General features: G+C 39.1%; 21 protein-coding genes. 7 read left to right on the top strand and 14 right to left on the bottom strand.

Going from position 1 to position 25,246, the window contains the following annotated elements:
- The first annotated feature begins 40 nt into the window (after positions 1-40).
- Positions 41-472 carry a CBS domain-containing protein gene (locus EHQ24_RS01280; protein ID WP_004786810.1) on the top strand — a complete coding sequence of 144 codons (432 nt, stop codon included), beginning with the start codon at positions 41-43 and terminating at the stop codon, positions 470-472.
- On the opposite strand, the gene EHQ24_RS01275 is transcribed toward EHQ24_RS01280, so the two are convergent.
- A complete protein-coding gene (locus EHQ24_RS01275; RefSeq protein ID WP_135599897.1) occupies positions 469-1,227 on the bottom strand; it encodes a ribonuclease H-like domain-containing protein in 759 nt (252 codons plus the stop codon). The genes EHQ24_RS01280 and EHQ24_RS01275 overlap by 4 nt on opposite strands.
- Positions 1,209-2,297 (bottom strand): pyridoxal phosphate-dependent aminotransferase, encoded by a 1,089-nt coding sequence (locus tag EHQ24_RS01270; RefSeq protein WP_135599896.1) that lies wholly within the window; start codon positions 2,295-2,297, stop codon positions 1,209-1,211. The genes EHQ24_RS01275 and EHQ24_RS01270 overlap by 19 nt, the downstream gene beginning before the upstream one ends.
- A gap of 46 nt (positions 2,298-2,343) precedes the next feature.
- On the opposite strand from EHQ24_RS01270, the gene EHQ24_RS01265 reads away from it, so the two are divergent.
- The 4 genes from EHQ24_RS01265 to EHQ24_RS01250 are packed head-to-tail and all read left to right on the top strand — an operon-like array spanning position 2,344 to position 6,815.
- Positions 2,344-4,098, top strand: a complete 1,755-nt coding sequence (locus tag EHQ24_RS01265; RefSeq protein ID WP_135599895.1) for a phospho-sugar mutase — start codon at positions 2,344-2,346, stop codon at positions 4,096-4,098.
- Entirely contained in the window at positions 4,095-5,312 is a 1,218-nt protein-coding gene (locus EHQ24_RS01260; RefSeq protein ID WP_135599894.1) for an aspartate aminotransferase family protein, read from the top strand. Before EHQ24_RS01265 ends, EHQ24_RS01260 begins: the two co-directional genes overlap by 4 nt.
- Positions 5,309-6,388 carry a 3-isopropylmalate dehydrogenase gene (gene leuB, locus EHQ24_RS01255; protein ID WP_135574311.1) on the top strand — a complete coding sequence of 360 codons (1,080 nt, stop codon included), beginning with the start codon at positions 5,309-5,311 and terminating at the stop codon, positions 6,386-6,388. Before EHQ24_RS01260 ends, leuB begins: the two co-directional genes overlap by 4 nt.
- Positions 6,389-6,404: 16 nt before the next feature.
- Positions 6,405-6,815, top strand: coding sequence for a response regulator (locus EHQ24_RS01250; RefSeq protein ID WP_135599893.1), 411 nt, complete (start codon positions 6,405-6,407; stop codon positions 6,813-6,815).
- Here EHQ24_RS01250 and EHQ24_RS01245 read toward each other — a convergent pair.
- The 4 genes from EHQ24_RS01245 to EHQ24_RS01230 are packed head-to-tail and all read right to left on the bottom strand — an operon-like array spanning position 6,796 to position 12,037.
- Positions 6,796-7,536: a purine nucleoside phosphorylase YfiH/LACC1 family protein gene (locus EHQ24_RS01245; RefSeq protein ID WP_135599892.1), complete on the bottom strand. Its 741-nt coding sequence runs from the start codon at positions 7,534-7,536 to the stop codon at positions 6,796-6,798. The genes EHQ24_RS01250 and EHQ24_RS01245 overlap by 20 nt on opposite strands.
- Positions 7,526-9,094 carry a hypothetical protein gene (locus tag EHQ24_RS01240; protein ID WP_135599891.1) on the bottom strand — a complete coding sequence of 523 codons (1,569 nt, stop codon included), beginning with the start codon at positions 9,092-9,094 and terminating at the stop codon, positions 7,526-7,528. The genes EHQ24_RS01245 and EHQ24_RS01240 overlap by 11 nt, the downstream gene beginning before the upstream one ends.
- 3 nt (positions 9,095-9,097) lie before the next feature.
- Positions 9,098-10,159 (bottom strand): hypothetical protein, encoded by a 1,062-nt coding sequence (locus EHQ24_RS01235; RefSeq protein WP_244310258.1) that lies wholly within the window; start codon positions 10,157-10,159, stop codon positions 9,098-9,100.
- A 30-nt stretch (positions 10,160-10,189) separates the two neighbouring features.
- Positions 10,190-12,037: an extracellular solute-binding protein gene (locus tag EHQ24_RS01230; protein ID WP_208725680.1), complete on the bottom strand. Its 1,848-nt coding sequence runs from the start codon at positions 12,035-12,037 to the stop codon at positions 10,190-10,192.
- Between the two features lie 54 nt (positions 12,038-12,091).
- Between EHQ24_RS01230 and EHQ24_RS01225 the strand changes: the two genes are divergently transcribed.
- A complete protein-coding gene (locus tag EHQ24_RS01225) occupies positions 12,092-13,420 on the top strand; it encodes an alpha-amylase family protein (protein ID WP_135599888.1) in 1,329 nt (442 codons plus the stop codon).
- On the opposite strand, the gene EHQ24_RS01220 is transcribed toward EHQ24_RS01225, so the two are convergent.
- The 7 genes from EHQ24_RS01220 to EHQ24_RS01190 all read right to left on the bottom strand — a co-directional run bounded on the left by EHQ24_RS01220 (position 13,410) and on the right by EHQ24_RS01190 (position 20,469).
- Positions 13,410-15,464 (bottom strand): RelA/SpoT family protein, encoded by a 2,055-nt coding sequence (locus tag EHQ24_RS01220; RefSeq protein WP_135599887.1) that lies wholly within the window; start codon positions 15,462-15,464, stop codon positions 13,410-13,412. The genes EHQ24_RS01225 and EHQ24_RS01220 overlap by 11 nt on opposite strands.
- Complete coding sequence (gene nadC / locus EHQ24_RS01215; protein ID WP_135599886.1) at positions 15,464-16,327, bottom strand: carboxylating nicotinate-nucleotide diphosphorylase; 864 nt, start codon at positions 16,325-16,327, stop codon at positions 15,464-15,466. Before nadC ends, EHQ24_RS01220 begins: the two co-directional genes overlap by 1 nt.
- 72 nt (positions 16,328-16,399) lie before the next feature.
- Positions 16,400-17,806, bottom strand: a complete 1,407-nt coding sequence (locus tag EHQ24_RS01210) for a lipoprotein LipL71 (RefSeq protein WP_135599885.1) — start codon at positions 17,804-17,806, stop codon at positions 16,400-16,402.
- A 64-nt stretch (positions 17,807-17,870) separates the two neighbouring features.
- Complete coding sequence (locus EHQ24_RS01205) at positions 17,871-18,206, bottom strand: STAS domain-containing protein (protein WP_002975418.1); 336 nt, start codon at positions 18,204-18,206, stop codon at positions 17,871-17,873.
- Between the two features lie 93 nt (positions 18,207-18,299).
- Positions 18,300-19,415, bottom strand: a complete 1,116-nt coding sequence (gene tgt, locus EHQ24_RS01200) for a tRNA guanosine(34) transglycosylase Tgt (protein WP_135599884.1) — start codon at positions 19,413-19,415, stop codon at positions 18,300-18,302.
- Positions 19,415-19,852: a Fur family transcriptional regulator gene (locus EHQ24_RS01195; RefSeq protein ID WP_232369146.1), complete on the bottom strand. Its 438-nt coding sequence runs from the start codon at positions 19,850-19,852 to the stop codon at positions 19,415-19,417. The genes tgt and EHQ24_RS01195 overlap by 1 nt, the downstream gene beginning before the upstream one ends.
- 65 nt (positions 19,853-19,917) lie before the next feature.
- A complete protein-coding gene (locus EHQ24_RS01190; protein WP_135599882.1) occupies positions 19,918-20,469 on the bottom strand; it encodes an LPS assembly lipoprotein LptE in 552 nt (183 codons plus the stop codon).
- Between the two features lie 123 nt (positions 20,470-20,592).
- Here EHQ24_RS01190 and EHQ24_RS01185 point away from each other — a divergent pair, with 123 nt between their 5' ends.
- Positions 20,593-22,404 carry a M23 family peptidase gene (locus EHQ24_RS01185; RefSeq protein WP_135599881.1) on the top strand — a complete coding sequence of 604 codons (1,812 nt, stop codon included), beginning with the start codon at positions 20,593-20,595 and terminating at the stop codon, positions 22,402-22,404.
- Here the strand turns inward: EHQ24_RS01185 and greA are convergent.
- Entirely contained in the window at positions 22,377-25,142 is a 2,766-nt protein-coding gene (greA, locus tag EHQ24_RS01180) for a transcription elongation factor GreA (protein WP_135599880.1), read from the bottom strand. The two genes, EHQ24_RS01185 and greA, sit on opposite strands and share 28 nt — an antisense overlap.
- Between the last annotated feature and the right edge of the window lie 104 nt (positions 25,143-25,246).

Below are 25,246 nucleotides of genomic sequence, written 5' to 3'. Positions count from 1 at the left end.
ATTCTTGCTATCTCACTTCCATTCCTATAAATCTTGAGACATGTCCGTAAAAGATATTCTAAAAGACAAAGCGTCCTCTGTTCTTTCCATCGAAGAAGATAGAAATGTATTGGAAGCCACCCAGATGATGGTAGGTGCAAAAGTAGGATCTCTCATTGTGACCTTTCAGGGAAAACTGGTGGGAATTTTTACGGAACGAGATCTCATGCGAGTGGTCGCCAAAGACCATGCCAACCTAGACAAAATCAAACTAAAAGATGTGATGACCACTCAACTCACTGTGGCAGGTCCCGATGAAGACGTAGATGATATCTTAAACAATATGATCACCAAAAGGTTCCGCCATATGCCAGTCCTTGATGGTGATAAAATCATTGGTCTTATTTCCATTGGAGATGCAGTCAAAACAAAACTAACAAGAACCCAAGCGGAGATGAGTATACTCAGAGAGTATATGTACGGGCCACACTAAAACAAACGGTTTTCTGTTAGGCGATCTATTGTTTTTTCTAAAACAATTTCTAAATTTTTAGTATCTTCTCTGTTATAAGCGATTAGTTTTTCCAAGGCTTCTTTGTTATTAGTCCTTTGGTATTCAAACCAAAGGAGTGGTGCTTGTCTTCCATCCATTCCTGCTATTTCATCGGGCCGAACCAGACCAAGGATCACTTCCGATTTTTTAAGCCCTCCTTTGATTCCAATGGAATGCAAAAGATTCATTAAATCCAGTTGCGGATTTTTGACTCGGTAACGAAATTCCCTTTCTAAAAAGGGGACATCAAACCTTTTCCCATTGTAAGTCACAAGGATATCTTCAGGAGAAATAGAATCAAAAAGAAATTCTAAATCTTTCCCCCTTTCAAAAGTTAACATTCGTTTGTCTTGGTAGAGACTCACAACTGTAGTGACTGAGGATTCCGAAATGCCTGTGGTTTCAATGTCTAAAAAACAAAATCGTTCGGGAAAATTTTGCCATAACCTCCAGTATTCAAGACTCGGAAGTTCAGTCGTAAAAAAGGAAAAATTGGCTTCGGACAATTCATCTTCTAACTCTTCGAGGCGTTCCTCTAAAATGGAAACAGAAGGAAGGATCGGATCATTTTTTTGTTTTTGGTATTGGATGAGAGATTCCCAATCATAAACACCAACACCAAACAGTTGTTTCTCTTTTTTTTCACCAATCCCAGGAAACAGTTGGAGGCTAGACTTTAAATGAGATCCGTACATTCTCTCCACCGAAGAAGGCCTTCCGCCATCCTCTCTTCTCTTTCCCCAAATCCAATGCGAAGGAAACCTTCTTCTTCAAAATTAGATCCAGGAAGAACAAACACACCTGTTCTTTCAAAAAGCCGATCGGCATAAACTTCGGAAGAAATTCCTGGTTCTAATTTCAGCCAACCCACAAGCCCCCCTTGTGGTGCCGTGAAGGACTTGGTGTGTGGAAGTTCCTTCCAAAGAGAAGTAAAGCTAGTAATATTATTTCGCACCCTAGATTGGATGGCCGGTAAAAACGATTCTTTATTTTCCAAAAGTCCCAGTGCAATTCGTTCGGAAATGGGAGAAACAGTATGAGTTAAGTAATCTTTAAAGGAACGTGCCCTTGCTATAAAAGATTCTTCTGCAATAAGCCATCCTACCCTAAGCCCTGTAACTCCAAAACATTTAGTAAAGGAACCAGTTCCATAAAAAGAATGGTTTGTATCCACACCTGTCTTTCCCATAAATCCCGCACCTGGTAAAAACCGGTAGTGTTCATCAAAGAGAACTTGTTTCTTTTTTTCGCGAAACCAACCGAGAAGAGCCTCCCATTCGGAATCTGGAAACGTTTTTCCAGTAGGATTGTGAGGATGGTTTAAGATATAAAGATCAGCATCAATTTCTTTCCAAGTAGAAGTTAGGAATGCGGCCTCATGAGAAACTTTGATGATCTCTGCTCCGAGCATTTTTGGAATTTCATAGAGAGCCTGGAAGGCCGGCCAAACGAGAGCTACCTTAGTGGCTGGTTTTACTGCGAGATGAAAGGTTAGGTATAAGGCCTCCCCTGTTCCCGTAGTGACAAGGACTTGGTTTGGTGAAACACCGGGATACAAATTTCCAATTGCCTTTCGTAATTCCAGGGAACCTTGGTTCGGTGCATCATTCATCGGAATGTCCAAAAGTTCCGAGACAGAAACATTTGCCATCCCTAGCACTTCTTCTAAACGAAAAAAACCAAGCCCACTCTCCCCTAAATTGCAAAATGCCTTTAGGCGGAATCGTTCCAATCGGTCTTCTATGAAAAATTCTCTAGGTTCCAAAATTGATTTCCAGACTACTTAGCTTCAAAAGATTAGTATGTAAGCTATGTTGAAACCAGAAGACAATATCCTATCTTGGACGAAATCACCTTTTTCATCGGAAATCCAGAATGAAGCCAAAAAGGCTCTCGAAGATTGGAAGGCGGGGATCCGTTCGGAGCTCGTCGATGCCTACTCAAGTCCACTCACTTTCGGAACGGGGGGAATTCGGGGAAAAATTGGAAATGGAATCGGCAAGATGAACCTCTACACAGTAGGTCGCGCCGCTCTTGGTTTTATCAGCTATTTAAGAGATACTAAAAAAGATGCCTCCATCGTCATCGCTTATGATTCAAGAAGGCTCTCTAAAGAATTTGCAGAACTCTCTGCCGGTATCGCCGCTAAACTTGGTGTGAAAGTTTATATTTTTCCCAAGGTAACTCCTACTCCACTTTTATCATATGCCATTCGCCATTACAAAGCCAGTGGTGGGATTGTTATTACTGCATCTCACAATCCACCAGAATACAATGGATTCAAAGCCTACCTTGCAGACGGTGGACAACTCGTTCCTCCAGATGACTCACTTATCATAGGAAGGATTAGCGGGATAAGTGACTGGTCGACAATTCCTCTTGTCAAAAAAACAGATAAAGAATATAAAAAATTCGTAAAACCTGTGGGATCTGTGGTTTTTAAAACTTACTTAAAGGATTTAAAACAAGCAGGAATCCTTTCATCAGTAAAACAAAAAACAAGAAATGATCTTGGAATCGTATACTCTCCGTTACATGGAACTGGTGGAGATTATATGAAAGAAATGTTAAATTTCTTTGGATACAAATCGGTTTTCCTTGTTCCTGAACAAAAAAAACCGGACGGGGAATTTCCAACTGTAAAATACCCAAATCCAGAAGAAAAAGAAGCTCTCGCCTTATGTGAGTTTTACGCCAAAAAGAAAAAAGCAGCCACCTTCATTGCCACAGATCCAGATGCAGATAGACTGGGTGTAGGAGTTCGTCGCCCTGATGGGGAATACGAATATCTGAATGGAAACCAAATTGGTTCGATTATGGCAGCTTACCTTTCCGAAAGGAAAAAATCTAAAACCAAAATCTATCATTTGGTAAAAACCATTGTGACAACTGACTTACAAGAAGCGATTGCGAAAAAAAACGGAATCAAAATCAAAAACGTACTCACTGGATTCAAATACATCGCAGAAGAGATGAAACAAATTGAATCAAAGAAAAATAATATCTTCTTGTTTGGTGGTGAGGAATCTTATGGATACCTACCCGTACCCTTTGTTCGGGACAAAGATTCTTTATCTAGTGCTTTACTCTTTGTAGAAATCCTTGCAGAAAAGGGAGACCTCCTTTCCTACCTCGATGCGATTTATTTAAAATACGGATTGTATCGCGAAAGTTTGTATTCTTTGACCTTGGAAGGAAGTTCGGGCCAAGACAAAATTAAAAAATCCATCGAAACACTTCGGTCGGAAAACTTAATTGGGAAATCCATTGGCGGACGGAAGGTTGTGGGAGTCCTCGATTACGAAACACAAAAAGCGGATGGAAAAGCCAAGGCCTCTGTGTTCAAAGGAATGCCAAAATCCAATGTCATCCAAGTGGAACTGGAAGGAAATGCCAAACTCACCATTCGTCCTTCCGGAACAGAACCAAAGGTAAAAGTATACTCTTCCTTTGCTTCTTTAAAAAAACCAAAAAAACAATCAGAAATTTCCAGTTTATGGGAATCTCTTGGAAAAGAAATTTCCCTAGCAGAAACAGAATTTTTACAACTGGCAGGTCTAAAATGAGTAACGATACCAAAACCAAATTCGGAGAAATCAAAAAACTTTCGGACAAATTCCTCTTAAACACATACAACCGCTATCCGGTTGCTTTTGAGTATGGTGTCGGAGAGATGATTTTCGACCAAGATAACAAAGGTTATATTGACTTTCTCGCAGGGATCGCTGTTTCCAATTTAGGCCACGGGGAAGCAGACTTAATCGAAGCCATGCGAAACCAAATGGACAAAATCCTCCATTCATCTAATCTCTATTATTCGGAAGAACAAGCAAAACTTGCCGAAGTCATTATCGAAAATAGCATTCCAGGAAAAGTGTTTTTGTGTAACTCAGGAACTGAAGCAAACGAAGCGGCTTTTAAACTGATGCGTAGACATGGAGTGAAAAAAAACATCGATAAACCGGTGATCCTTGCCCTCCACTCTAGTTTTCATGGCAGAACTCTATCTGCAATGACGATGACTGGAAACGAAGCTGTTCGTTCTGGATTTGGGGATTTGGCATCTGATGTTTACTTTGTCGAAGCCAATAACGAAGACTCACTCATCCAAGCCTTTGACCAATACGGCGAGTCCATTGCCGGAATCATTATGGAACTCATCATCGGAGAAGGTGGAGTCATTCCACTCAGCCAATCATTTGTGAACTTAGCTCGTAAACTCACAGAAGAAACGAATTCTCTACTTGTTTTTGATGAAATCCAAACTGGGATGGGAAGAACAGGAAAGATGTTTTGTTTTGAACATTACGGAATGTATCCTGATGCTTTTACTCTTGCCAAAGCACTTGGTTCAGGATTTCCCATTGGCGCTCTTGTCGTAGCGAAAGAATACGAAGGAGTTTTAGAACGAGGGATGCATGGTTCTACCTTTGGTGGAAACCATTTGGCATGTGTTGCCGCATATGAAACATTCAAAATCATCTTATCGCGAAACTTACTCGACCATGTTTCTACAATCTCAGAACAAATGTTTGCACGTTTGAAAACCATGATGGAATCAACAGGAAAAATCAAACAAGTCAGGGGACGTGGTTTACACATCGGTGTAGAATTGTATTCCGAATCAAGACCCGTAGTGGAAGAATGTTTGAAACGTGGCCTTGTTGTGAATAGCACAGCAGGAAATGTCATTAGAATTATACCTCCTCTCATCTTAAGCATCGAAAAAGCGACAGAAGGATTGGATATTTTAGAATCAGTATTAAAGGATATGAAATGAAAAAAGTAGCAGTACTTGCCGGTGACGGAATTGGACCAGAAGTAATGGATGTGGCCCTATCAGTGGTCAAAAAAGCATTAGGAAACAAATCTTCTGAATTTACCTTCGAACATGCATTAGTTGGTGGTGCCGCCATTGATGCCACAGGATTTCCCCTTCCTGAGGAAACTCTAAAACTATGTGAATCATCCAGCGCCATCTTTTTTGGATCTGTGGGTGGACCAAAATGGGAAACCCTTCCTCCAGAAAGGCAACCGGAACGTGGTGCCCTACTTCCTTTACGGAAACACTTTGATTTATTTGCAAACCTTCGTCCTGCGATCATTTATCCTGAATTAAAAAAAGCGAGTCCCATCCGCGGTGACATCATCGGTGATGGACTCGATATCTTAATCCTTAGGGAACTTACTTCCGGAATCTATTTTGGAAAACCAAAAGGTAGAGAAGGAAGTGGGCCTGAAGAATTTGCTTTCGACACCATGAGATATTCTCGTCGTGAGATCGAACGCATCGCACGGACTGCCTTTGACGCAGCCAGAAAACGAAATAAAAAAGTCACAAGCATTGATAAAGCAAATGTTCTCACCACATCTGTGTTGTGGAGAGAAGTGGTAGTGGCACTTCATAAAGCGGAATACTCCGATTGCACTTTAGAACATCTCTATGTGGACAATGCCGCTATGCAGCTCATCGTAAAACCAAAACAATTTGATGTGATGCTCTGTGAAAATATGTTCGGAGACATTCTCTCTGACGAAGCGTCCATCATCACAGGATCCATTGGGATGTTGCCTTCGGCTTCCCTTTCCGAATCAGGATTTGGGCTCTACGAACCTTCAGGTGGATCCGCTCCTGACATTGCAGGGAAAGGCATCGCAAACCCTATTGCACAAATCCTTTCCGGAGCCCTAATGTTACGATACTCGTTTGGATTGGAAACAGAAGCGGTGGCAATTGAAAATGCCATTCGAACGGTTCTAAAGAAGGGTTTTCGCACGAGAGATATCGCCGAAGAAGGCACATCTGTCCTCGGTACGAAAGAAATTGGTGTTGAAATCGAAAAGGCACTTGGATAAACTACGGAAGAACTATATGCAAGCAGGCATCGGACCGACAGGCAGACCTTACCAGATTCTCATCGCTGAGAATTCCAAATTCCAATCCAAACAGCTCCAACAAATTTTGGAATCAGAAGGTTTCAAAATCATCGGAGTTGCCGAAACAGGAAAAGAACTTTTGCAAATGTACAAGGACAATCGCCAACAGATTGATCTTGTGACGATTGAAATTTTTCTACCTGAGGTCGATGGTTATGCAGCTTTCTGGGATATGAAAGAAATGGGTGTACTTCCAAGAATTCTTTTTATTTCCGAGGAAAATACTCCTTCGGTCATCAAGGCACTTCTTGAAAATGGGGCGATGGATTATATTGTCAAACCGATCAAACGAGAAAAAATCCTAGAGAAAATCAAAGAAACCCTACTTAAGATTCCCAAAGTATAAAATTCAAATTCCGGCCTTCTTCTTTGGCTCTGTGGCTAAAGTAAAGAGGGCTCTGGAAAACATTCGTTCGCAAATTCTGTATCCCTCCAATTTTTTCAAATCGTTCTTTCACTCTGGATTCAATGGCAAGGCCCACATCGAGTAAAAACTTTTCCTTTCCTGTTACGTGACAAACCCCCGTTCCTAATGGGATAAATAAATTGGCAACATCTTCTTCTACTTCATAATCAGAACCTTGAATATAAGGTCCAATTTCTAAATAAAGTTCCTCTTCCGAAAAACCGAATTCGATAGCTCTCTCAATCATTCGTTCTGTGATCCCTAAACTAGTTCCCTTCCAACCAGAATGAACTATAGCAACAAACGGTCGTTTGTTTGAATATAAATACACAGGAACACAATCTGCGGTGCGAACAATAAGAATGGAATTTGGCAATTCCGTATACAACCCGTCCCCCTCATGGACCAGACCCGAATTTTCGTCAACTGAACCCGGTAAAATTTGGTGGAGAGAATCTCCGTGCACTTGGTTCAGCGTAAAAACGGTGGGCGTTGGTGATTTATATTTCTCTTTCACCCAAACTTCAGTATAATCCTTCCAGGTTTTTGCATCTTTAGGATAAGATGGGTATTTTTTTTTCAAACCGTCTAAACTTTGTTTGCCGGCAGTTCCCAACTTTATTTTTCCATAAGGAAGGGAAATTTCTCTATTAAATTCCATTGGTCTCCAGAAACGTTTTTGGTTTTGTTTTATCCCAGTGGTTGGTTTGAAATGATTGGTATAAATCTTTACAATTCCAATCACTTCGGCTACAAAGAGAATTTATTTTTACGGGATCATAGGATACAAGATAAAACTTTAAAGGAATGTTTCGCCAAGTGTATTGGATATGCGGTAGATATGTATCATGTAGTCGGTTATCCAGTAAAATATCTACTTTTCGGTCGAGTAAATCTTTTAACTCTAAATTGCTTTCGTGACCGATCCTTCCCCTTACTTCAATTTTCTTTTTAGCAAATTCTCTATCGGTCAAGCCCGATTCCGCTTCAAAGGCAAAGGCTGGTCTTAGGTAATAAATAAAATGAGCCTGCGCACCAAAAAAAGCCACTCGAAACAGAGAAAGCGCTTCATTGTCGTATCTGGAAGTGTCAACCAAGTGATCTTCATAAAACATCCGTTCTTCGACAATCCCATGCCAATCGGCAACTCTAGATCCATTTATTTTTAATGGATCGATATAAACGGCAGCAGACAAAATAAAGAAAAAAGAAACTATGATTTGGTTCTTTGTATAAAATGAAAAAAATAAGGATGATCTTTTAGATTCAATTCTAGAATCCAAATCCCAATCATGAATTTGACGAAATGCCAAATAAGATAGATACGGCAAAACAGGAATCCAGAACCGAATTCCCATAAAATCCCCACCAACATACAATACGTAAAGAATGTATAAAAGAATTGAAGGAAGTAAAAGTCGGAACTTTTTCTGATTCAAAAACGACTTATAAATTTGAATCCCAGCAATTACCAATACAAAAAGGTAAAGCGGATATGACTTTAGAAAATATAAGAGATAATAGAGCCCTTGCGAAAAGTAAGCTCCCTTATTTCCCTTCGCATAAAAGGTATTTGGTAAAATATCATCATAATAAAAATACCGAAAACCTAAAAATCCAAGGAACAAAATTCCTGAAACGATTGGAATCCAACTTCGTTTCCGAACCATTAAATCCAGGGATGCAATAGATAAAAAAAGAGCACCTTCTGGTCGAACCAATGCGGAAAGTAAAAATACAAACAAAAGTAAGCTCTTATCTTTTTCCCATAAGAGGAGTCCAAAAGATACTAAAAAAGTAAAAAGAGAAGTTTCTAAACCCGAGGTAGCAAAGATATGAAGGTGAAAGAATAAAGCCAAATGAACAACAAGAAGAGGATAAATTTTGCCAAAGGAGATACGATTTTCTTCGTTAAAAAATAAAAAAAGAGTCATCAAATAAAAGAAAATGCCAAGGATCAAAGATAAAATTTGGGGTTCTATTTTCAGTAAATAACCTATGGAAAGTAAGATGGTCCAAAGGAAATTTGTATATCCCTCGACCCTTTCTCCTAAATTAAAAACAAGTCCTGAACCTTCGTATAAATTGCGTGCATAAACAAAACTGATATACGCATCATCACAGATCCACTTCCATCTAAAACTTTGGTAACACGCGAATGCAAAAAAAAGAAAAGAAAGTATATAAAAAGAAAATAAATTTCGTTTGAAAAATAACATAAATCAGTCCAATTCAAACGATTTGATAAATTCTTCTATGATTAGAATATGATCCATCTCAGGTGTTGGGTTTTCTTCGGAAGGTTCATACAAATAGTCATCAAAAACGTGGAAATCAAAAATTTTTAACTCAAAATCGGGCAAAGTGATGATGATATTTTCAGCATGGATATCAAAGATTAACTTTTCTTCTTCTGCTAGAAACTTTGTGACTTCAATCACACGATTAAAATCCACTGCAATTTTTTTAAGTTTCGATTTAGAAATCACACCAAACCGATGAGAGTCAAAATTCAATTTCCATTTGGGAAAAAGTTTGTCCATTATGGGATTTTGGTCCAACTTCTCGTTTCGTATGGTGAATTCTTTTAGATGTTTCCCAGCAAGTAACGGTTGTTGGTCGCAAGGTGTAAGAGTGACATTGGGAACTCCAAATGGATTGTTTCTCACTCGCATCCCCATAAAAAATCGCGTGGGAACCACGAGATCAGGAATGAGAGACTTTAGTTTCCAATAATGGAGTCGCTCCAATCCCAAACGTTTGAATTTAAAATCAATTTCGTCTTTTTTAGAATCCCTAGAGGTTTGGTTTCTTAAAAAATCACGTAATTCCAACTCTTCTGGTTTTAAAAACCGAGAAAGGTCTTTGCCAACTTCTTTAAATAAAGTTCCAAATATGGCATCAGAAGGTAACTTTGATTTTCCAATTTTTACCACTTGGTTCCAGGGAAGTTTATAAACAAACTTATAAGAACCCCTACCGATGTAGCCGTCCTTAGAGAGTGGCATAAAGTTATCCAAAAATTCACGATCATATCTATATGTGATTCGGAAAACATGGGAAACAGGAAAAAGTTTTTCATACAAATTACGAAAGAATCCTGACTTTCGTAATACTTCATCAACAGGAAGGTCTTCGATGGGAATGGGGATTTCTTTTTTATCAGGATCGACAAACAGCTCTTTGTCGAGACCTTTCTCAAGTAACTCCAGAAACTGGGGTATTTTTCCCCAGTTTGGATATTGGTTCCAGAGTTGGCTGATCCGATCGCGAATCCCCTTGATCGGGCCCTTTTTTTCAGACACGATTAGATTCTACTTCCAACGTACAATTGCTTCGTAATCTGTAAATTTTTCCTTCTTGGAAACGGCTTTTGATAGATTTTTATCTTTCTCTTCATCATACCACCAGTAGTCAGAAGAAAAACTTTCATCTCCATACTTACCTAAAGGTAAATTCGGAACGCCATATTTTTGCCAATACAGAAGTCTCGTACTTGGTAAATGCCATAACAAAACATAAGGATATTCTTTATAAACAATGCGATCGATTTGTTTCAAAATTTCATTACGATTGGATACAGAAAATTCTGTTTTTTGTTTTCCAATGAGTTTGTCAACTTCTGGAATTTTTAGTCCGGGCAAGTTGGGTTGTCCCTCTTCATCTGCATATTTAGAAAGCCATTGTGATTCAGGATCTTTGAACACTCCCGATCCCCAAGCAGCCCAGGTCATATCAAAGTCGTATTTATCCACTCGTTCGCTCCAGGCAGCTAAATCCAAAGTGTCAATAGATGCGCGAATCCCCACTTCTTTTGCTTTTTCTAAAAACAAGGTGAAATACTTTTCTGTTTTTTTATCTCGATCTAAGATAGAAAACTGGAATGGTTTTCCATCTTTTTCCAAGATCCCTTCTTTATTGGGTTTCCAACCTGCTTCTGCTAAAAGTTTTCTAGCCTTTTCAATGTTAAATTCCGTTGGTTCGTTTGGATTTTTTTCACCACCTAAATAAAAATCAGGGTAATAACTGTTCGTTGGGTCGTATTCACCATATGCTAGTTTATCGATCATTAATTTACGATTCACAAGCAGGTTCATTGCCTCTCTCACTCGTTTGTCAGAGAAAATAGGTCGTCTCGAGTTCATCGCCCAACCTTGGAAACCAATCGGTTTTAAATTGAATATCCTTTGTTTGGCAATCCAATTTTTATCAAAGGCATCCCCCTTAGCCTCTTCTACCCAAACAAAAGCGGAATACACTGGATAAATATCAATGTCTCCTTTTTTAAAGGCTTGGAGAGCAACTGCTTCTTCGTTATAAACTTTATAAACAATTTGATCAAAGTTATTTCGTCCTTCGTTAAAAGGATAGGCCCTTTGCCACCAGTCCCCTCTTCGTTCTAATTTGATATAACGATTCTTTTTAACCTCTGTGATTTTATAGGGACCAGACACAACCGGGAACTCCATATTTTCCTTATTAAAATCTTTTCCTTCGAAATGATGTTTCGGCAAAATAAAAATGGAAGAAGCAATATCATTAAAATTATTCCAATGAACTTCCTTTGCTTCAAAAACAACCGTTAGATCACCCAACTTCACCGGTTTTAAAAATCTAGATAAGGATACACGGAACACGGCAGTTCCATTTTTGGGATTCATGATGGTATCATAGGTAAAGATCACGTCATCTGCTGTTACTGGTTTTCCATCAGACCAACGAGCGTTCGGATCTAAGTAGAAAGTAAATTTCTTTTTATCAGGAGAGATTTTCCAATCCCTTGCTAAATGAGGAATGGTTTCCAAAGTCAGTGGGTGGTACCCCGTGAGCGGTTCATACAAACTGGTAAAGATCCGTGCTGTGGTTGTAAACTGATCCAAATAATAATTCAAAGATTTTGGGAACTGGTGGGAATAAATGCGAATCCTACCTCCTTTTTTGGCCTTAGGATCTGCCACTGGATTTTTGATTCGAAGGGCATTGGGTATGGAATTCACATCACCTTCCCAAGGAAGATCATTTACCTTCGACAAGGATTCTTTTGTATCTTCTTCCGAACAATGGAGGAAAAAGCCCATTGACAAAAGTCCTGTCAAACCAACCAAAACTATCTTGCGTAAGAAGGAACTATACTTGAATATTTGAACTTTGTTATGAAACATCCCTTCCATCAAATCCATTTGTACGAGATAGGCTCAAGGCTTTTTTGTACAAAAATGAAGGAACCTCTGGAACGGGCTCTCTCTTCCAATCAAAATTCCCTTCCCATACTTTGGGCCGATGAAATTTGGCTGATGGGTGTCTGGAAAAATAGCCCCAAATCCCAAACCATTGCACGCAGAATGCCTGAACTTCAGCCAGGATTCCAAGCGACCAAACACCCACTGCTACCAGAAGATGTTTATGGATCCCCATATTCCATTTTTTCTTACACTCCCGACCCTTTGGTTTCCGAGTATGACAACCTAACAAACGTATATAAACTCATTCAAAAATGGAATAAAAAGCTAATTTTAGACTTTGTGCCAAACCATATGGCCATTGATTCCCCAATTGTGGATTCTAATCCAGATTTTTTTTTGAAAGCAGATACATCTGCTAAGTCGAAAAACTCATTCCAACATCCTAATGGAAATGTATATGCTCATGGAAGAGATCCTTACTTTGATGGTTGGACAGATACCATCCAATGGGATTTTTCAAATCCAAATGTGGAAAACAAACACATTCAAATTTTATTTGAAATCGCAAAACAATGTGATGGTGTTCGTTGTGATATGGCCATGTTACCTCTTCCCGAAGTATTTGAAAAAACTCATGGGAAAAAATCTGTTTATGATTGGGAACGTGTGATTCGTGCTGTGCGGAAAAACTTTCCGCATTTTAAATTTTACGCAGAAGTTTATTGGGGTATGGAAAATCGATTACTCGAATTAGGATTTGATGCCACTTATGATAAATCCTTTTATGATGTTCTGAAAGAAAACCAACTCTCTTCTGTTTCTCAAAGTCTCAATGATAATTCTAATTTAAGAAAAATTCGATTTTTAGAAAACCATGACGAAGATAGAGCAAAACATATATTTGGTGAAAATTCAGAATCCTATTTTAGTCTACTTGCGACCTCAGAGTGTATTTTGTTATTTCATGAAGGACAAGAAAAGGGACTCACTCGAAAAATTCCTGTCCAAATGATTTGCACCGATTTAGAAATACCAAATCCTCATTCAGAAGAATTTTACAAACTAGCACTGGGAACAATCGCCAAAAGAAATGCGGATAGTAAGTTTTATTTGCCGAATTACAATGAGTTTCGTGGTGTTTCTATATTTATGAAAGCCATTCAAACAGGAAATCATACAGAACTGGTTTTATGGAATCATACAAATTCGGAAGTATCGGGAAGAATTCCCTTCCAAGAAGGAATCCAATTCCAAACGAGTTTAACCGACCTTGTCTCAGGAATTGAATACCCACAAACAAAATCCGAAGAAGGGATTTATTTCAAACTGAGACCGAACCAAGTGCAGTGGTTTATTTTTTAACCCTTTCTGCAAATACCACACCTTGGATCATTCTTAAGTTTTCCAAAATTTCTTTGAGTTGGTCCAAATGATCAACTTCTAACATAAATTTGGCGGTGAGTGTTCCATTCGGATGTGATGAAGCTCCGGCTTCCAAAATATTTGTTTCTGTGCTAGAAATGGATTCCACCATAGATAAGTAGATCCCTTGAACGTCTTTGGCACGCACTTCAATTTGAATTGGAATGGGTTCCCCTGGGCCTTCCCAACGAACAGGAATGGTTTTCATCCATTCGAGTTGTTTGGTTGCCGTCGTACAATCTTTTTTATGAACACTCACCCCACGTCCTCTGGTAATAAAACCAATGATCTCATCACCGGGAATGGGAGTACAACAAGAAGCAACACGAACCGGTACATCGTTCCAACCCGCAACAGAGATACCAAATTCTTTGGATTCTTCTTGGTGTGGATTTGTTTTATGTGGTTTTTTGATTTTTACTTTTTTGATTTCTTTGATCGTGTTTTCATCAATCGCAGGTGATTGCGTTTCTAAAACAGAACCAATGGTTTCTCGTTGTGAGTCTTCTTGTAATTTTCGAAAATAAGCCCGTAACTTCTGACGTGCGCCAGAAGTTTTAACAATTCGTAACCAAATCGGAGATGGTTTGGAACTTTTTTCCGTAATGATCTCAACCTGGTCTCCAGACTTTAATTCCGTACGAAGTGTAACCATCCTTCCGTTGACTTTACCACCACGAGCATGAAGGCCTACATCCGTATGAATTCGAAATGCATAGTCAAGAACTGTCGCTCCTTTTGGCATCTCGATGATCTCACCCTTTGGAGTAAAAACAAATACCTCATCTTCATGGAGGTCATATTGAAGTTCCTCCATAAACTCTTTGGAATCAAGACTTGGGTCTTGCCAAGATTTCAAAATTTCCAACCACTTCATACGGAAGGCATTTTCCACACCATTCTGCAGTATAACCGAAGTTTTAGAAAGGTTAGTGGATTCTTTATATGCCCAGTGGGCTGCCACTCCATTTTCCGCAATGGCATTCATATCTTTGGTTCGAATTTGCACTTCCATTGGTCGACCATCTGGCCCAAAAACCGTTGTATGTAATGACTGGTATAGGTTCGTTTTAGGTGTGGCGATGTAGTCTTTAAACCTTCCTGGAATCGGTGTCCAGAGAGTGTGTACAATTCCAAGAACCCCATAACAATCTTTAATTTCATTTGTAATGATTCGGACAGCACGAAGGTCAAAAATTTCAGAAAATGATTTTTCTTTTGTGACCATCTTTCTGTAAATCGAATAGAAATGTTTTGCTCTTCCATCAATCCGAGCATCAATACTTATCTCAGCTAACCTTTGTTTAAGGATAATTTTAATTTTTTCTATGTATTCATCACGTTCGGATTTTTTAGCTGAAACTCGTTTTTTAATTTCTTGGTATTCTTCTGGATGTAATGATTGAAAAGCCAAATCTTCTAATTCAAATTTAACTTTATAAACACCCAAACGACCGGCAATGGGTGCGTAAAGAGACAAAACTTCTTTTGCAATTCGTTTCTGTTTTTCCTCAGGTTGGAACTTTAAGGTGCGAACATTATGAGTTTTATCAGCAAGTTTGATGAGCATCACTCGCACATCTTTGATGGTTGCAAGTAACATCTTTCGAATATTTTCAGCCGCTTCTGTTTCTTTGGATTGGGATTTGATTTCAGAAATTTTGGTCACACCTTCTACAAGGGCGGCAATGTCTTCACCAAACTCACGGGCCATTTCCTCTTTGCTGTAACTTGTATCTTCTACAACATCGTGCAAAAGTCCTGCCGCGATGGCCCTTTCATCCAAACCAAGTTCATCCAATACAGAAGCCACATTCATGGGATGGATGATATAAGGTTCCCCGGAAAGGCGTTTTTGGCCTTCGTGCATTTTATCGGCGATATGATATGCCTTCTCAATTAATGTGGCTTTTTCTGGTCCAAGCCTTTTCCCTACTGCGTCAAATAACTCCTGTTTGTCTTTGATGTCCTGGTATAATCCCATTATTTTATATCCAAACTTATATCTAAAAATTTAACAGTATGAGTTAAATAACCCATACTCACACCAATGTCCTGAAATTTAGATAAAAATTTTAGTTTGTCTGGAGTGATTCCACCAGAACATTCAATGCGAATTCTTGGTGCTTTCTCTTTGATGAGTTCAATGGCTTTAGTTGTATCTGAATCAGAAAAATTATCTAACAAAATTATATCAGGATTTGAAGTGATAGCTTCATTCAATTGAGAGAGGCCGTCGATTTCTAGTTCTATTTTTTTTCCTGGATTAGCATTTCGAACAATTTGTACAGCGGATTGGATGGATCCAGCTTTTGCTACATGATTGTCTTTTAACATGGCCATCTCAGACAAATTTAACCGATGGTTTGCACCACCTCCCATATACACTGCGTACTTGGCCAGTTTTCTATAACCAGGAAGGGTTTTTCTTGTATCTAAAATTAATAGATTTGGAAATTCTTTTGTCACCTTACTTGCATTTGTTGCAATCCCCGAAAGGTATTGGATAAAATTTAACAAAATTCTTTCCATTTTCAAAACACTTACCAGTGATCCTTCCAAGGATCCGATGATGGTTCCTTTGGAAAGGATCGCTCCATCAGAAAGCGTAGGAGTCCATTTCACATTGGACTTTGTTTTTTGAAGTAGGCATGGAATTACCGCAAGTCCACATAAAACCCCCTCTTCTTTAGCAAGGAGGACAGCTTTACAATTTTCATTCGAATCAAATAAAGAATCGGTTGTGACATCTCCGGCAGGTAAATCTTCTTCGAGGGCAAGTGTGACCAGTGCCTCAAAGTCTTTTTCTGAAATTTCAGTGACAGGTGTGGTGTATCCTCTGGTCATATTTTCCTACTATTTAGACAAAAAAAAAGCTGTCCTTACGACAGCTTTTTTTTCCTTTCACCTAAGTCTTGTTTATTCCTTAGGAGCAGTTCCGATTTTCCCTGTTTGTGGAGGGATGTTCAGTTTTTGTTTTGGGTAAATTAAGTTTTTGTTACGAATCGATTTACGGTTGGCTTCGAAAATTCTTGGCCAGAGTTTTGCATCGCTGTAAATGTCTTCTCTGTCAGCAATTCTCCAAAGGCAATCAGCAGGATTCGATTTTTCAACAGTATATCTCTTCCAACCACCTGAAAGTTCTTCCACTTGAGAAGAAGAAACTTTGTCATCTTTCGTTTCGTCAGTTTTGGTTGTAGTGGTTGTGTCGGTTTCTACAGTTTTGCGATCTTTTTTCGCTACAGTGTTTTTACCTTTTAAAGTTTCGATTTGATCAATCGAAATCTCTGCCAAACGAATGGCTTCTTCTGACTGGGCAATCGAATCATCAAATTTTTCTTGTTCTAATAGGTTTCCAGATGCTTGTAAAGATTCATTGGAAGCTCCTAAGTTTTCTTGGGTGCTTGCATAAGATTCTTTGGCATTGGATTTAAGGTAAGTTTCTGCACTGAGTTCGCCGAAACGTGCATTCGCATCTTCTACCACTTCACGAGCTTGGGCATTGCGATTTTTTGCATGATCTTTGACTGCAGTCGCAAGGATTGAGGCAGATGCCAATCGTGCCGCTTTGATTTTTTCGTCAGCCGTTTTCAAACGACCTGCTTCAATGTCTTCCCGTGCAGACGCCACACGCGCTTTTTCTTCATCAATGGCAGGATTGCCGCCCTTGGAATATGTATAAGCTTTTTCTAATAGAGCATCCACTTCATCAGCAGACTGACGAATCGAACCAGATCTATCCAGAGCTACTTTTTTTGCATCTTGGCTGATTTTCGCAGCTTCCAGAAAACTATTGTGTGCATCTTCATATTCTTGTAAGGCTACAGTTCGTTTTAGTTCTTTTGCAGTTTCATCTTTGTCTTCGCGAAGGTAAGAAGCAAGGCTTGCATCTGCTTGAGCTAATTTAGTTTCACCAGCATCACGTGCTGCTACTGCTTTTTTAAATTCTTCAGGAGTGTATTCAGAAGCGTAGGCTTCGTCAGCTGCATCAATAGCAGATACAGCTTCTTCACGAGACTTTGCTGCAAGTTTTGGTAGGGTTTTTTCTAATGCATCATAAGCTTTAGAAATTGCATAATCAGCACTTTTTTTAGAATCAGAGGCTTTCTCTTCTGCGGCAAATTCATTGGCAGAAGCTAAGCTCTTCTTTGCCTCCGAATATTCTTCTGGTGCAAATTCTTCGGCAGAAAGTCTTTCTGCTCTTTCTACCTGTGACTTTGCGAGAGCCAATTCTTTGAGCGGTAGTTCTTGGGCACAGTTAACAAATCCAATGGAAAACAATACCAAACCAGAGAGAAAGACGGCTGTCTTTTTCTTTCTTAACATAACAAACTCCTTAACTTTTCTTCGGGGGGTTTTGTAAGAGAGAAGCGCAAAATACGCTTCCCGTTTACTTGAAAGCAGTGACTGCTTCGTCTTCGCTATCGAAAATCTCAAAAAATGAAGTCAACTTAGTCAGTTCAAAAACTTTACGAACGGAACCGGCTACGTTGATGATTTTAAGCCCACCTTGGTATTTCTTCAAGTTGGACAAACTTGAAATTAAAGCTCCAATTCCGGAAGAGTCGATGTAGGATACCTTCTCGAGATTGATGACAATGCAATATTTTTGTTCTTCGATCAATTTGGCAATTACATCCTTGATCTCAGGCGCGTTATAAAGGTCGATTTCCCCGTTAATATCGAGGACTACGATTTTATCTTTTTCCCTTCTGGTGATTTCCATGTGTGTCTAGAGACTCCTCAATGAAGCTACAATCAATGTAGAAATGACGGTACAATTGCATTCAAAAAAATTAGGTACGTCAACCTAATAATTTTAGCTACCAAACAAATTTTTCCAATGTTCATAAAAGCCCTGAAAATTGCCTATTTCTATAGACTTTCGCATCTTTTCCATGAAGCTCTGCATAAAATATAAGTTGTGATACGTTGAGAGCGAGAAAGCAGTCAGTTCCTTCACCTTATGAAGATGGCGTATATAGCCAAGACTATATGTTGTACAAACCTTACACCCACATTCAGGGTCAATAGGACCTTCTGCCAGTCTATGGCTTTCATTCCTTAAATTGATTTTCCCAAGTGAGGTGAATACCTGCCCGTTTCTCGCATTTCTTGTTGGCAAAACACAATCAAACATATCGATTCCATTCTTAACGCCTTCCAATATGTCTACAACGGTTCCCACACCCATTAAGTATCTTGGACGTGCCTGGTCAAAAAAGGGAGCCATACATTCTAAAATACGAATGTAATCAGGCCTCGGTTCCCCAACACTCAGACCCCCGATGGCAATTCCTGGAAAATCAATATTTTGTAATGTATCAAGACTACGTTTCCTGAGGGATTCGTTGACACCTCCCTGAACAATAGGGAATACATTTTGTCCACCTGGGTTCTCCATCCAATAATCATAGGATTCTTTGGCCCAGCGGTGGGTTCTGTCCAATGCCAACTCCAATCGTTTCAAATCACTTCCAAAAGGAGCACAATCATCCAGAACCATCATGATGTCTGAACCTATGGAACGTTGCATTTCGATGACAGAGGCCGGAGTGAACTTATGATGGCTCCCATCAATGTGAGATTGAAACCGAACCCCGTCTTCCTCGAACTTAAAGAGACTGGCGAGACTAAAAACTTGAAACCCACCGGAATCAGTAAGTAAGGCTCTCTTGTAAGACATGAAATTTTTTAGACCGTGAAAGTGATCTAAAACTTCTTTTCCAGGTTTTAAATATAAATGATAGGTATTGGCAAGAATTAGATTGTACCCTAATTCATCAATGTCTGAGGAAGAAAGGGATTTGATACTCCCTCTGGTTCCCACTGGCATAAAGATGGGAGTTTCAATTTGGATTCCGTTTAAATGAAGGGTGCCGGTTCTTGCGTAAGAACCGGAGTCTTTTGTTTTTTCTTTAAAAATAGAAGACACTATTTTTTGATTTTATGTTCACAATTTGCAAAATTCAAACAATTACCAAATATATTCAAACTATGTCCTGTGATGGTAAACCCATTTTCTGATGCGGCTTTGTTTTGTAATTCCTCAATCCTTTCGTCAATGAACTCAACAATCCGACCGCACTGCATACAAATGATGTGATCATGGTGTTCATGACCAATGATATGTTCATAATATTTATAATCTTTACCAAAATCATGTTCTTCGAGTAAACCCGCCTCCACCATAATGGCGAGGATTCTATAAATGGTTGCTTTGGAAATACGATCCTTATTGTCTTTCAGTTCATCCAAAAGACCTTCTGCGGTAAAATGATTGTGAGAAGAAAAAATCTTTTGCGCAACTAACAAACGTTGGTTGGTAATTTTAAGTCCTTTTTCTTTGAGATACTCTTCAAAGGCGAGCATCTCTTTTTTTGTGTCTTCAGCGGAAATGGGATCGTTTTGCAAGGTTTATCTCCTTATGATTCAACTTAGTTCAGTACACCAGAAAGAGAATAATACCAACCTCTTTCTGCTTCTTCTGCAATTCGAAGCGCCATCACCCGAAGGAGACGATTCTGAGCTTCCAATTCTGATTCCCGAAATCCAATTTGAGTAGAAAAATGAACTCGTCCAGGAATTTCGCTCCGTTCCATAGGAATTTTATTTCCCGTCTCTGCTTCAATGATTTCTACACGAGTGACTACAAATAGTTCGGAAGTAATTTGTCTATCGGCAAGATCCATAAGATCTCCGACTTGTTGGTAGTGGACAATCTCTGCATACAACCGGTATTTCGCGAGAGTTTTTTCTCGGGTTGTAATAAACCTTCCCCGTCTGTCAATTTCTTCCATAATCATTTGGGTGAGACGAGTGTGCATTCCAGGGGAATACGTGTTGTTTCTTACATTTTGGATATAAATCAAACGTTTGGAATCAGGGACAGGAACCCCATCAATTTTAGGAGGTCTTCCCGGTTCCTTTGATAAAAAGGCACAACCAGAAACTGCTAATAATAGGAAGGATACAAGGCCTAGTTTCATAGAGAAATGTTCCCTGTCATCTTGGACCCTAAGTCTAGTTTGTCAAGGGAATCGAATCGAAGGGAATTTCATTCGATTTCGGGAAAGGCATGACAAAGGAAGTGGCCAGATTCTGATTCTCCCATGGAGATCTCTCTTCTTCGCAAATTTAGTTTCCTCCTTTGTTTTTCATCCGGTGTTTTATGGGGCCAGAGTAAAATCCCTGAGATTCCCGCAAACGAGGTGGGATTTCCCCTCCCCTATTATTCTCCTGTTTCCGGTACTTTTGCAGAAATCCGTAACCACAATTTACATTTAGGTTCTGATTTCAAATCTTATGGTTTGAACGGTCACAGCATCTTAGCTACGTTCGATGGATATATTGAAGAAATCAGTTATTCTAAAACGGGGTATGGACTTTCCCTCAATCTTTACAGTCCTAAATACAAACTCAAATCCAAATACGCCCACTTACATTCCTTTGGTGGTAGTTTGTATGATTTAGAACTTTTACGTAAGGCTGTTCTTCTGATGGGTGATCCCGCTGGGTTCCAATTGAAACTCCCACCTGGAATGTTTTCTGCCAAAAAAGGAACAGCCCTTGGGAAAACTGGCGAATCGGGATCTGGAATTTCTCACCTCCACCTCGAATTTCGATCTGAAAAAGGAATCATCAATCCCCTCTATTTTCCAGAAATCCACCAAAAGGATACCACTCCCCCGACTATCCTTTCTTTGTATTTAGAGGGAGACAATTTAGAAAATCCCATCCTACTCACAGCCAAAGAAAAATCGAAAGGCCACTATGAACTTTTTACGGATACGGGAGATCTTTTTGAATCCATTTCTTTAACAGGAAAGGTTCGTATCCGGATGAGTGGGTATGATTTCATTCGTTCACGAAACAAAAACAATGTATATGGAATGGACTTATTTGTGAACGGAAAATCGATTTTTAGTCGTAACTTCGATTTTTTGGCCTATGAAGATGGTTCCAAAAAACACCAGTTCTACGATATCAATCGGTCATCACTCGCCCCACCCGTTTACTTTTATCATATATATGAACAGCCTAAAAACTTTAAAGAAGAAGGTTATTCTTTAGATTTAAACGGATACAAACCAAAAGAAAAATTACCTCTAGAAGTTTCCCTTCGAGATGCCACGGGGAATAAATCATCCGTATTTTTTACCATCATTCATGATAAAAACGAAAGTGATAGTTCGCGGTTTTCCAAAAAACAAAAAAATGGAAACAAATTTAGCTCGAATGACGGTAAGGTGAGTGTCGATTTATCCAAAGCAGAAGTTTCAGGTGAAGGGATTTTACTCATTACCGAGGTGAATGAAAAAGACATTCCCTTCAAAATACCCGCAGGCCTTCCCCTCAAAGGAAAAATCTACCAACTGGATACAAAAAAGATGAGTTGGAAAGGAGAAGGAAATGGGGAATGGAATTTAAATCATACAACATCCATAAAAGAATCATTATATTTTTATGATATTTCCATTGGAAAATTCCAATCCATCTCTCAGAAAAGAAAATCAAATGGGTTTAGTTTCAAACTTACCAAATTAGGGTATCTGATGGTTTTGTCTGATGAAACTCCCCCTACTATTTTTCCTATGACTGCTCTGGCTCGTTACATTGAACTTCCAGAAGTAAGAAACCATTGTTTTGAAGAAAGATATTATGTTTTAGGAGATACAGGGAGTGGATTTCGAACGAGCGTTGAACTCTTGATAGATGGACAATCCTTTCCCTATGAATATGATCCAGACAGACGTGCCATTCGAGTTCTCATTCCGAAAAGCCTACAAAAAGAAAGGCCTTATCTTCTTTTGGAAGTTAAGGCCTTCGATTTCGCTGGAAATGTTTCCGAACCGTTCGTGGATTTAATTTCTACTCACGGTTGGAGTGAAGAAGTTCAGGCCTCTTGTCCTGTCATGGAATAACGAGTTATATCCAATACTTCGTAAACAGTTTCTGTAGATCCAAACACAAGGGTTGCTTCGTTTCCAGTGTGTTTTCCAAGAAGTGATTTTGCGAGCGGCGATTGGTAAGAAATGATATTCTTTTCCGTATCCGCATCCCAAGCACCAAGGATTGAGTAAGTCACGATTTCACTAGTTTGTTTGTTTTTCAAACGCACTGTGGTTCCGATTCCCACTTTATCCGATTTAACGTCACTTAGGTCAAGGATCCTTGCACTTTTCAGTTCTGCTTCCAATCGTTTGATTGCCGCTTGTAACTGCGCTTGTTTCTCCATAGCCGCTTTGTATTCTGCGTTTTCTCTTAAGTCCCCTTTTTCTTGGGCCTCTCCGATATCGCGAGAGTTCTCAGCCATCTCTACGTTCACAAGGTGTTCAAACTCTTGTTTTTTCGCGTTAAACGCACGACGGGTAACAAGAACCACATCACTAGGAAGGTTTGCTAAAGGATCATCATCTGCATCTTCTTCTGAATCATATTCATCCCAAACTATGTTTGGTTTGAGTTCGTTGATCAGAGCATAAAGTTGGTCTTTTTCCAAATCAGTTACATACGGCACTTCTTTGAATAGAGCAAAGAGTTTACGAACATATTCATCATCTGCATTGGTTAAGATGTCCCGAAGAAGGCTATTGTCCTTTCCGAACAAAATGTCCATTGCTTGGTTTTTGAGTTTGGTTCCTTTGTCTTCAATCTTCGCGAGAGGTTTTAAGATACGGAACACACGAAGGACTAAATCTTCTTCGCTGACTTTTAACCAATCGAACTTCCAAGTATGTGATAAAATTGATTTGGCAACCCAAAGGAAAACTTCTGGGTTCTCTTTAGATTTGTTACAAACTGTTTCCACAAACAAATTGAGTTCTGCAAATTTTTCATCCGAAACCAAGTTTTGGAAAACCGAACGGTTTACTTTTACTGGAACTTCAAACAACAACCCAATCAGGATATTGATTGCTTCCGGATGGTGGCTACGGATCAAATCTTTAAAACCTTTTTTGATATCCGTGTTTTCCAGACCTTTGGAAATTTTTAAAGCATCCTCTTTGGTAAGAGATTGGATGATGGCCTTTAGTTCAGGCTCACGAATTTTGTGAGAGAACTCTTCCATTGGCCAAGCCTTTGCTGCTTCTTCCAAATACAAATAAGCAGAAAGTTTTCGAATGGAGTCTCTTGCGGTTTCTTCTTCACTGTAATGAGAGATAAAAAAATCGCCTGCTTCCGCTGCTTCATCAGCATCACGAACCGCTTCCATAGCAATTTCCAGTTTCTTATTAACGTCAGTAATCGCTTGGAATTTCTGTGTGAGAGTTTCCGAGTGCGTGATTGGTTTTTCGTGGTAAACCACTTCATCCTTTTTCTTAGGATTCATTCCAATATTCGCTTCTTTTTTAAGAACCGATTTTACCTTCGCCCACCATTTTGACCACTCGTCTGCCTTTAAGAAGGTTCCGATGAGTTCGTTCTTCATATCAGCAATGACCATACGGTTGTCGTAAGATTTCAGAAGTTGTTTTAAGAACTCAGCTAAGTTCTCAGCAAACATTGTACTTATGGCTTGTTTGTCTTCGTAGTGTTGCACCCAAATATGGTCTTTCTTCAAAGGTTTGAGTGAAGTGATGGCCATTTGGATGGAAAGTTTATGATCTTTCTTTTCTTCAAAATCAACAAAGATAGAATCTCCGGTTTGGGAGATGGATGTGATTTTACCTACACCCCAGTTTCTATGCATAACATAGTTACCGGTATCAAATACGATATTTCTTTCAAAGTTAGTGATACAAAGTTTTACCGGCTTACGGTTGTTACCGAGTTCACTCATTTTTAGGAAATCTTCCAAAAGTGAGTGAGCTACGTATTTTTGTTTGTATGCACGAATGAGTTCGTTTCTTGCTTTTTGAGAGGCTGGTTCGTGTTCTAAAATCTTCTTTAAGAAATAGATGACATGATCCCAATCTTCCATTGCCTTAAAAGGCTCAACGATTGGATAAAGAAGTCCAACTAGACGAGTTTTTTCTCTTTGGCCAAGAAGGATCCGTTCAATTTTATCAAAGAAAGATACGTCTTCGTAATTGTTTTGTACGATGGTAGGCCAGATTTCTTCCATCTGAACGTATTCTTTATTCTTTGCATACATCTCAACGGCAAGTTTGAGATAGGAAATTGCTTTTGGTTTGTCCTCTTCCATAATGGAAAAACCGTATTTTTTAGCAATCTCTGGGTTTTTACGATCTTGTTTGGCAAGTTTTTCTAGAACGGTTTTGAGTTCTTTGTTTTTCTTGAGTTTATCAAGAGCCTCCGCTTTCACACGGAGAGCAAGTCTGTGGTCACCAAATCGTAAAATAGAATCAGTAATGTATTCAATGATCGTCCATTTTGCATGAGCTTTGAAAGCATCCAAAATGTTCTTCACCAAATTTGCATCTCCCATGGAATCTTCCATGAAAGAAATAATCATTAACATGTATTTGGCGGAGATAGACTCAGGATGTTCTTTGAAATGGTCTTCAATTTTTTGTTTAGCTTCCGCTAAACGATTTTCTGCCTTGTATGCATCAATGACATCGTCAAAGATTTTGAATTTAGAAACGGGAACCGTTCCTGCATCAGCACGTACATAAATTTCCTCATTAAAGAGAGGTGTTAGTTTGTCGTTGTCGGCGATTTTGTTTGATTTGTCTTCGGTAATAGTATCAGGCATGAAAAGAATCTCCCTCTTCGTATTTCCAATAAAGGGTGTTCATTGTTCCTATAAAGTTGTTACGGTAAATTTAGCGATGAATCCGCGAAAAGAACAGTCCTAGA

This window comes from Leptospira noumeaensis (assembly GCF_004770765.1).
Classification (GTDB): Bacteria; Spirochaetota; Leptospiria; order Leptospirales; family Leptospiraceae; genus Leptospira_A; species Leptospira_A noumeaensis.
This window is presented reverse-complemented; position numbering and strand designations above follow the sequence as displayed.

Bases quoted from the DNA above. Each gene is read 5' to 3' on its own strand.
- EHQ24_RS01280 (WP_004786810.1), top strand. From the start codon at position 41: ATGTCCGTAAAAGATATTCTAAAAGACAAAGCGTCCTCTGTTCTTTCC.
- EHQ24_RS01275 (WP_135599897.1), bottom strand. From the start codon at position 1,227: ATGTACGGATCTCATTTAAAGTCTAGCCTCCAACTGTTTCCTGGGATT.
- EHQ24_RS01265 (WP_135599895.1), top strand. From the start codon at position 2,344: ATGTTGAAACCAGAAGACAATATCCTATCTTGGACGAAATCACCTTTT.
- EHQ24_RS01260 (WP_135599894.1), top strand. From the start codon at position 4,095: ATGAGTAACGATACCAAAACCAAATTCGGAGAAATCAAAAAACTTTCG.
- leuB (WP_135574311.1), top strand. From the start codon at position 5,309: ATGAAAAAAGTAGCAGTACTTGCCGGTGACGGAATTGGACCAGAAGTA.
- EHQ24_RS01250 (WP_135599893.1), top strand. From the start codon at position 6,405: ATGCAAGCAGGCATCGGACCGACAGGCAGACCTTACCAGATTCTCATC.
- EHQ24_RS01245 (WP_135599892.1), bottom strand. From the start codon at position 7,536: ATGGAATTTAATAGAGAAATTTCCCTTCCTTATGGAAAAATAAAGTTG.
- EHQ24_RS01240 (WP_135599891.1), bottom strand. From the start codon at position 9,094: ATGTTATTTTTCAAACGAAATTTATTTTCTTTTTATATACTTTCTTTT.
- EHQ24_RS01230 (WP_208725680.1), bottom strand. From the start codon at position 12,037: ATGTTTCATAACAAAGTTCAAATATTCAAGTATAGTTCCTTCTTACGC.
- EHQ24_RS01225 (WP_135599888.1), top strand. From the start codon at position 12,092: ATGAAGGAACCTCTGGAACGGGCTCTCTCTTCCAATCAAAATTCCCTT.
- EHQ24_RS01220 (WP_135599887.1), bottom strand. From the start codon at position 15,464: ATGGGATTATACCAGGACATCAAAGACAAACAGGAGTTATTTGACGCA.
- nadC (WP_135599886.1), bottom strand. From the start codon at position 16,327: ATGACCAGAGGATACACCACACCTGTCACTGAAATTTCAGAAAAAGAC.
- EHQ24_RS01210 (WP_135599885.1), bottom strand. From the start codon at position 17,806: ATGTTAAGAAAGAAAAAGACAGCCGTCTTTCTCTCTGGTTTGGTATTG.
- EHQ24_RS01205 (WP_002975418.1), bottom strand. From the start codon at position 18,206: ATGGAAATCACCAGAAGGGAAAAAGATAAAATCGTAGTCCTCGATATT.
- EHQ24_RS01195 (WP_232369146.1), bottom strand. From the start codon at position 19,852: ATGCTCGCCTTTGAAGAGTATCTCAAAGAAAAAGGACTTAAAATTACC.
- EHQ24_RS01190 (WP_135599882.1), bottom strand. From the start codon at position 20,469: ATGAAACTAGGCCTTGTATCCTTCCTATTATTAGCAGTTTCTGGTTGT.
- EHQ24_RS01185 (WP_135599881.1), top strand. From the start codon at position 20,593: ATGGAGATCTCTCTTCTTCGCAAATTTAGTTTCCTCCTTTGTTTTTCA.
- greA (WP_135599880.1), bottom strand. From the start codon at position 25,142: ATGCCTGATACTATTACCGAAGACAAATCAAACAAAATCGCCGACAAC.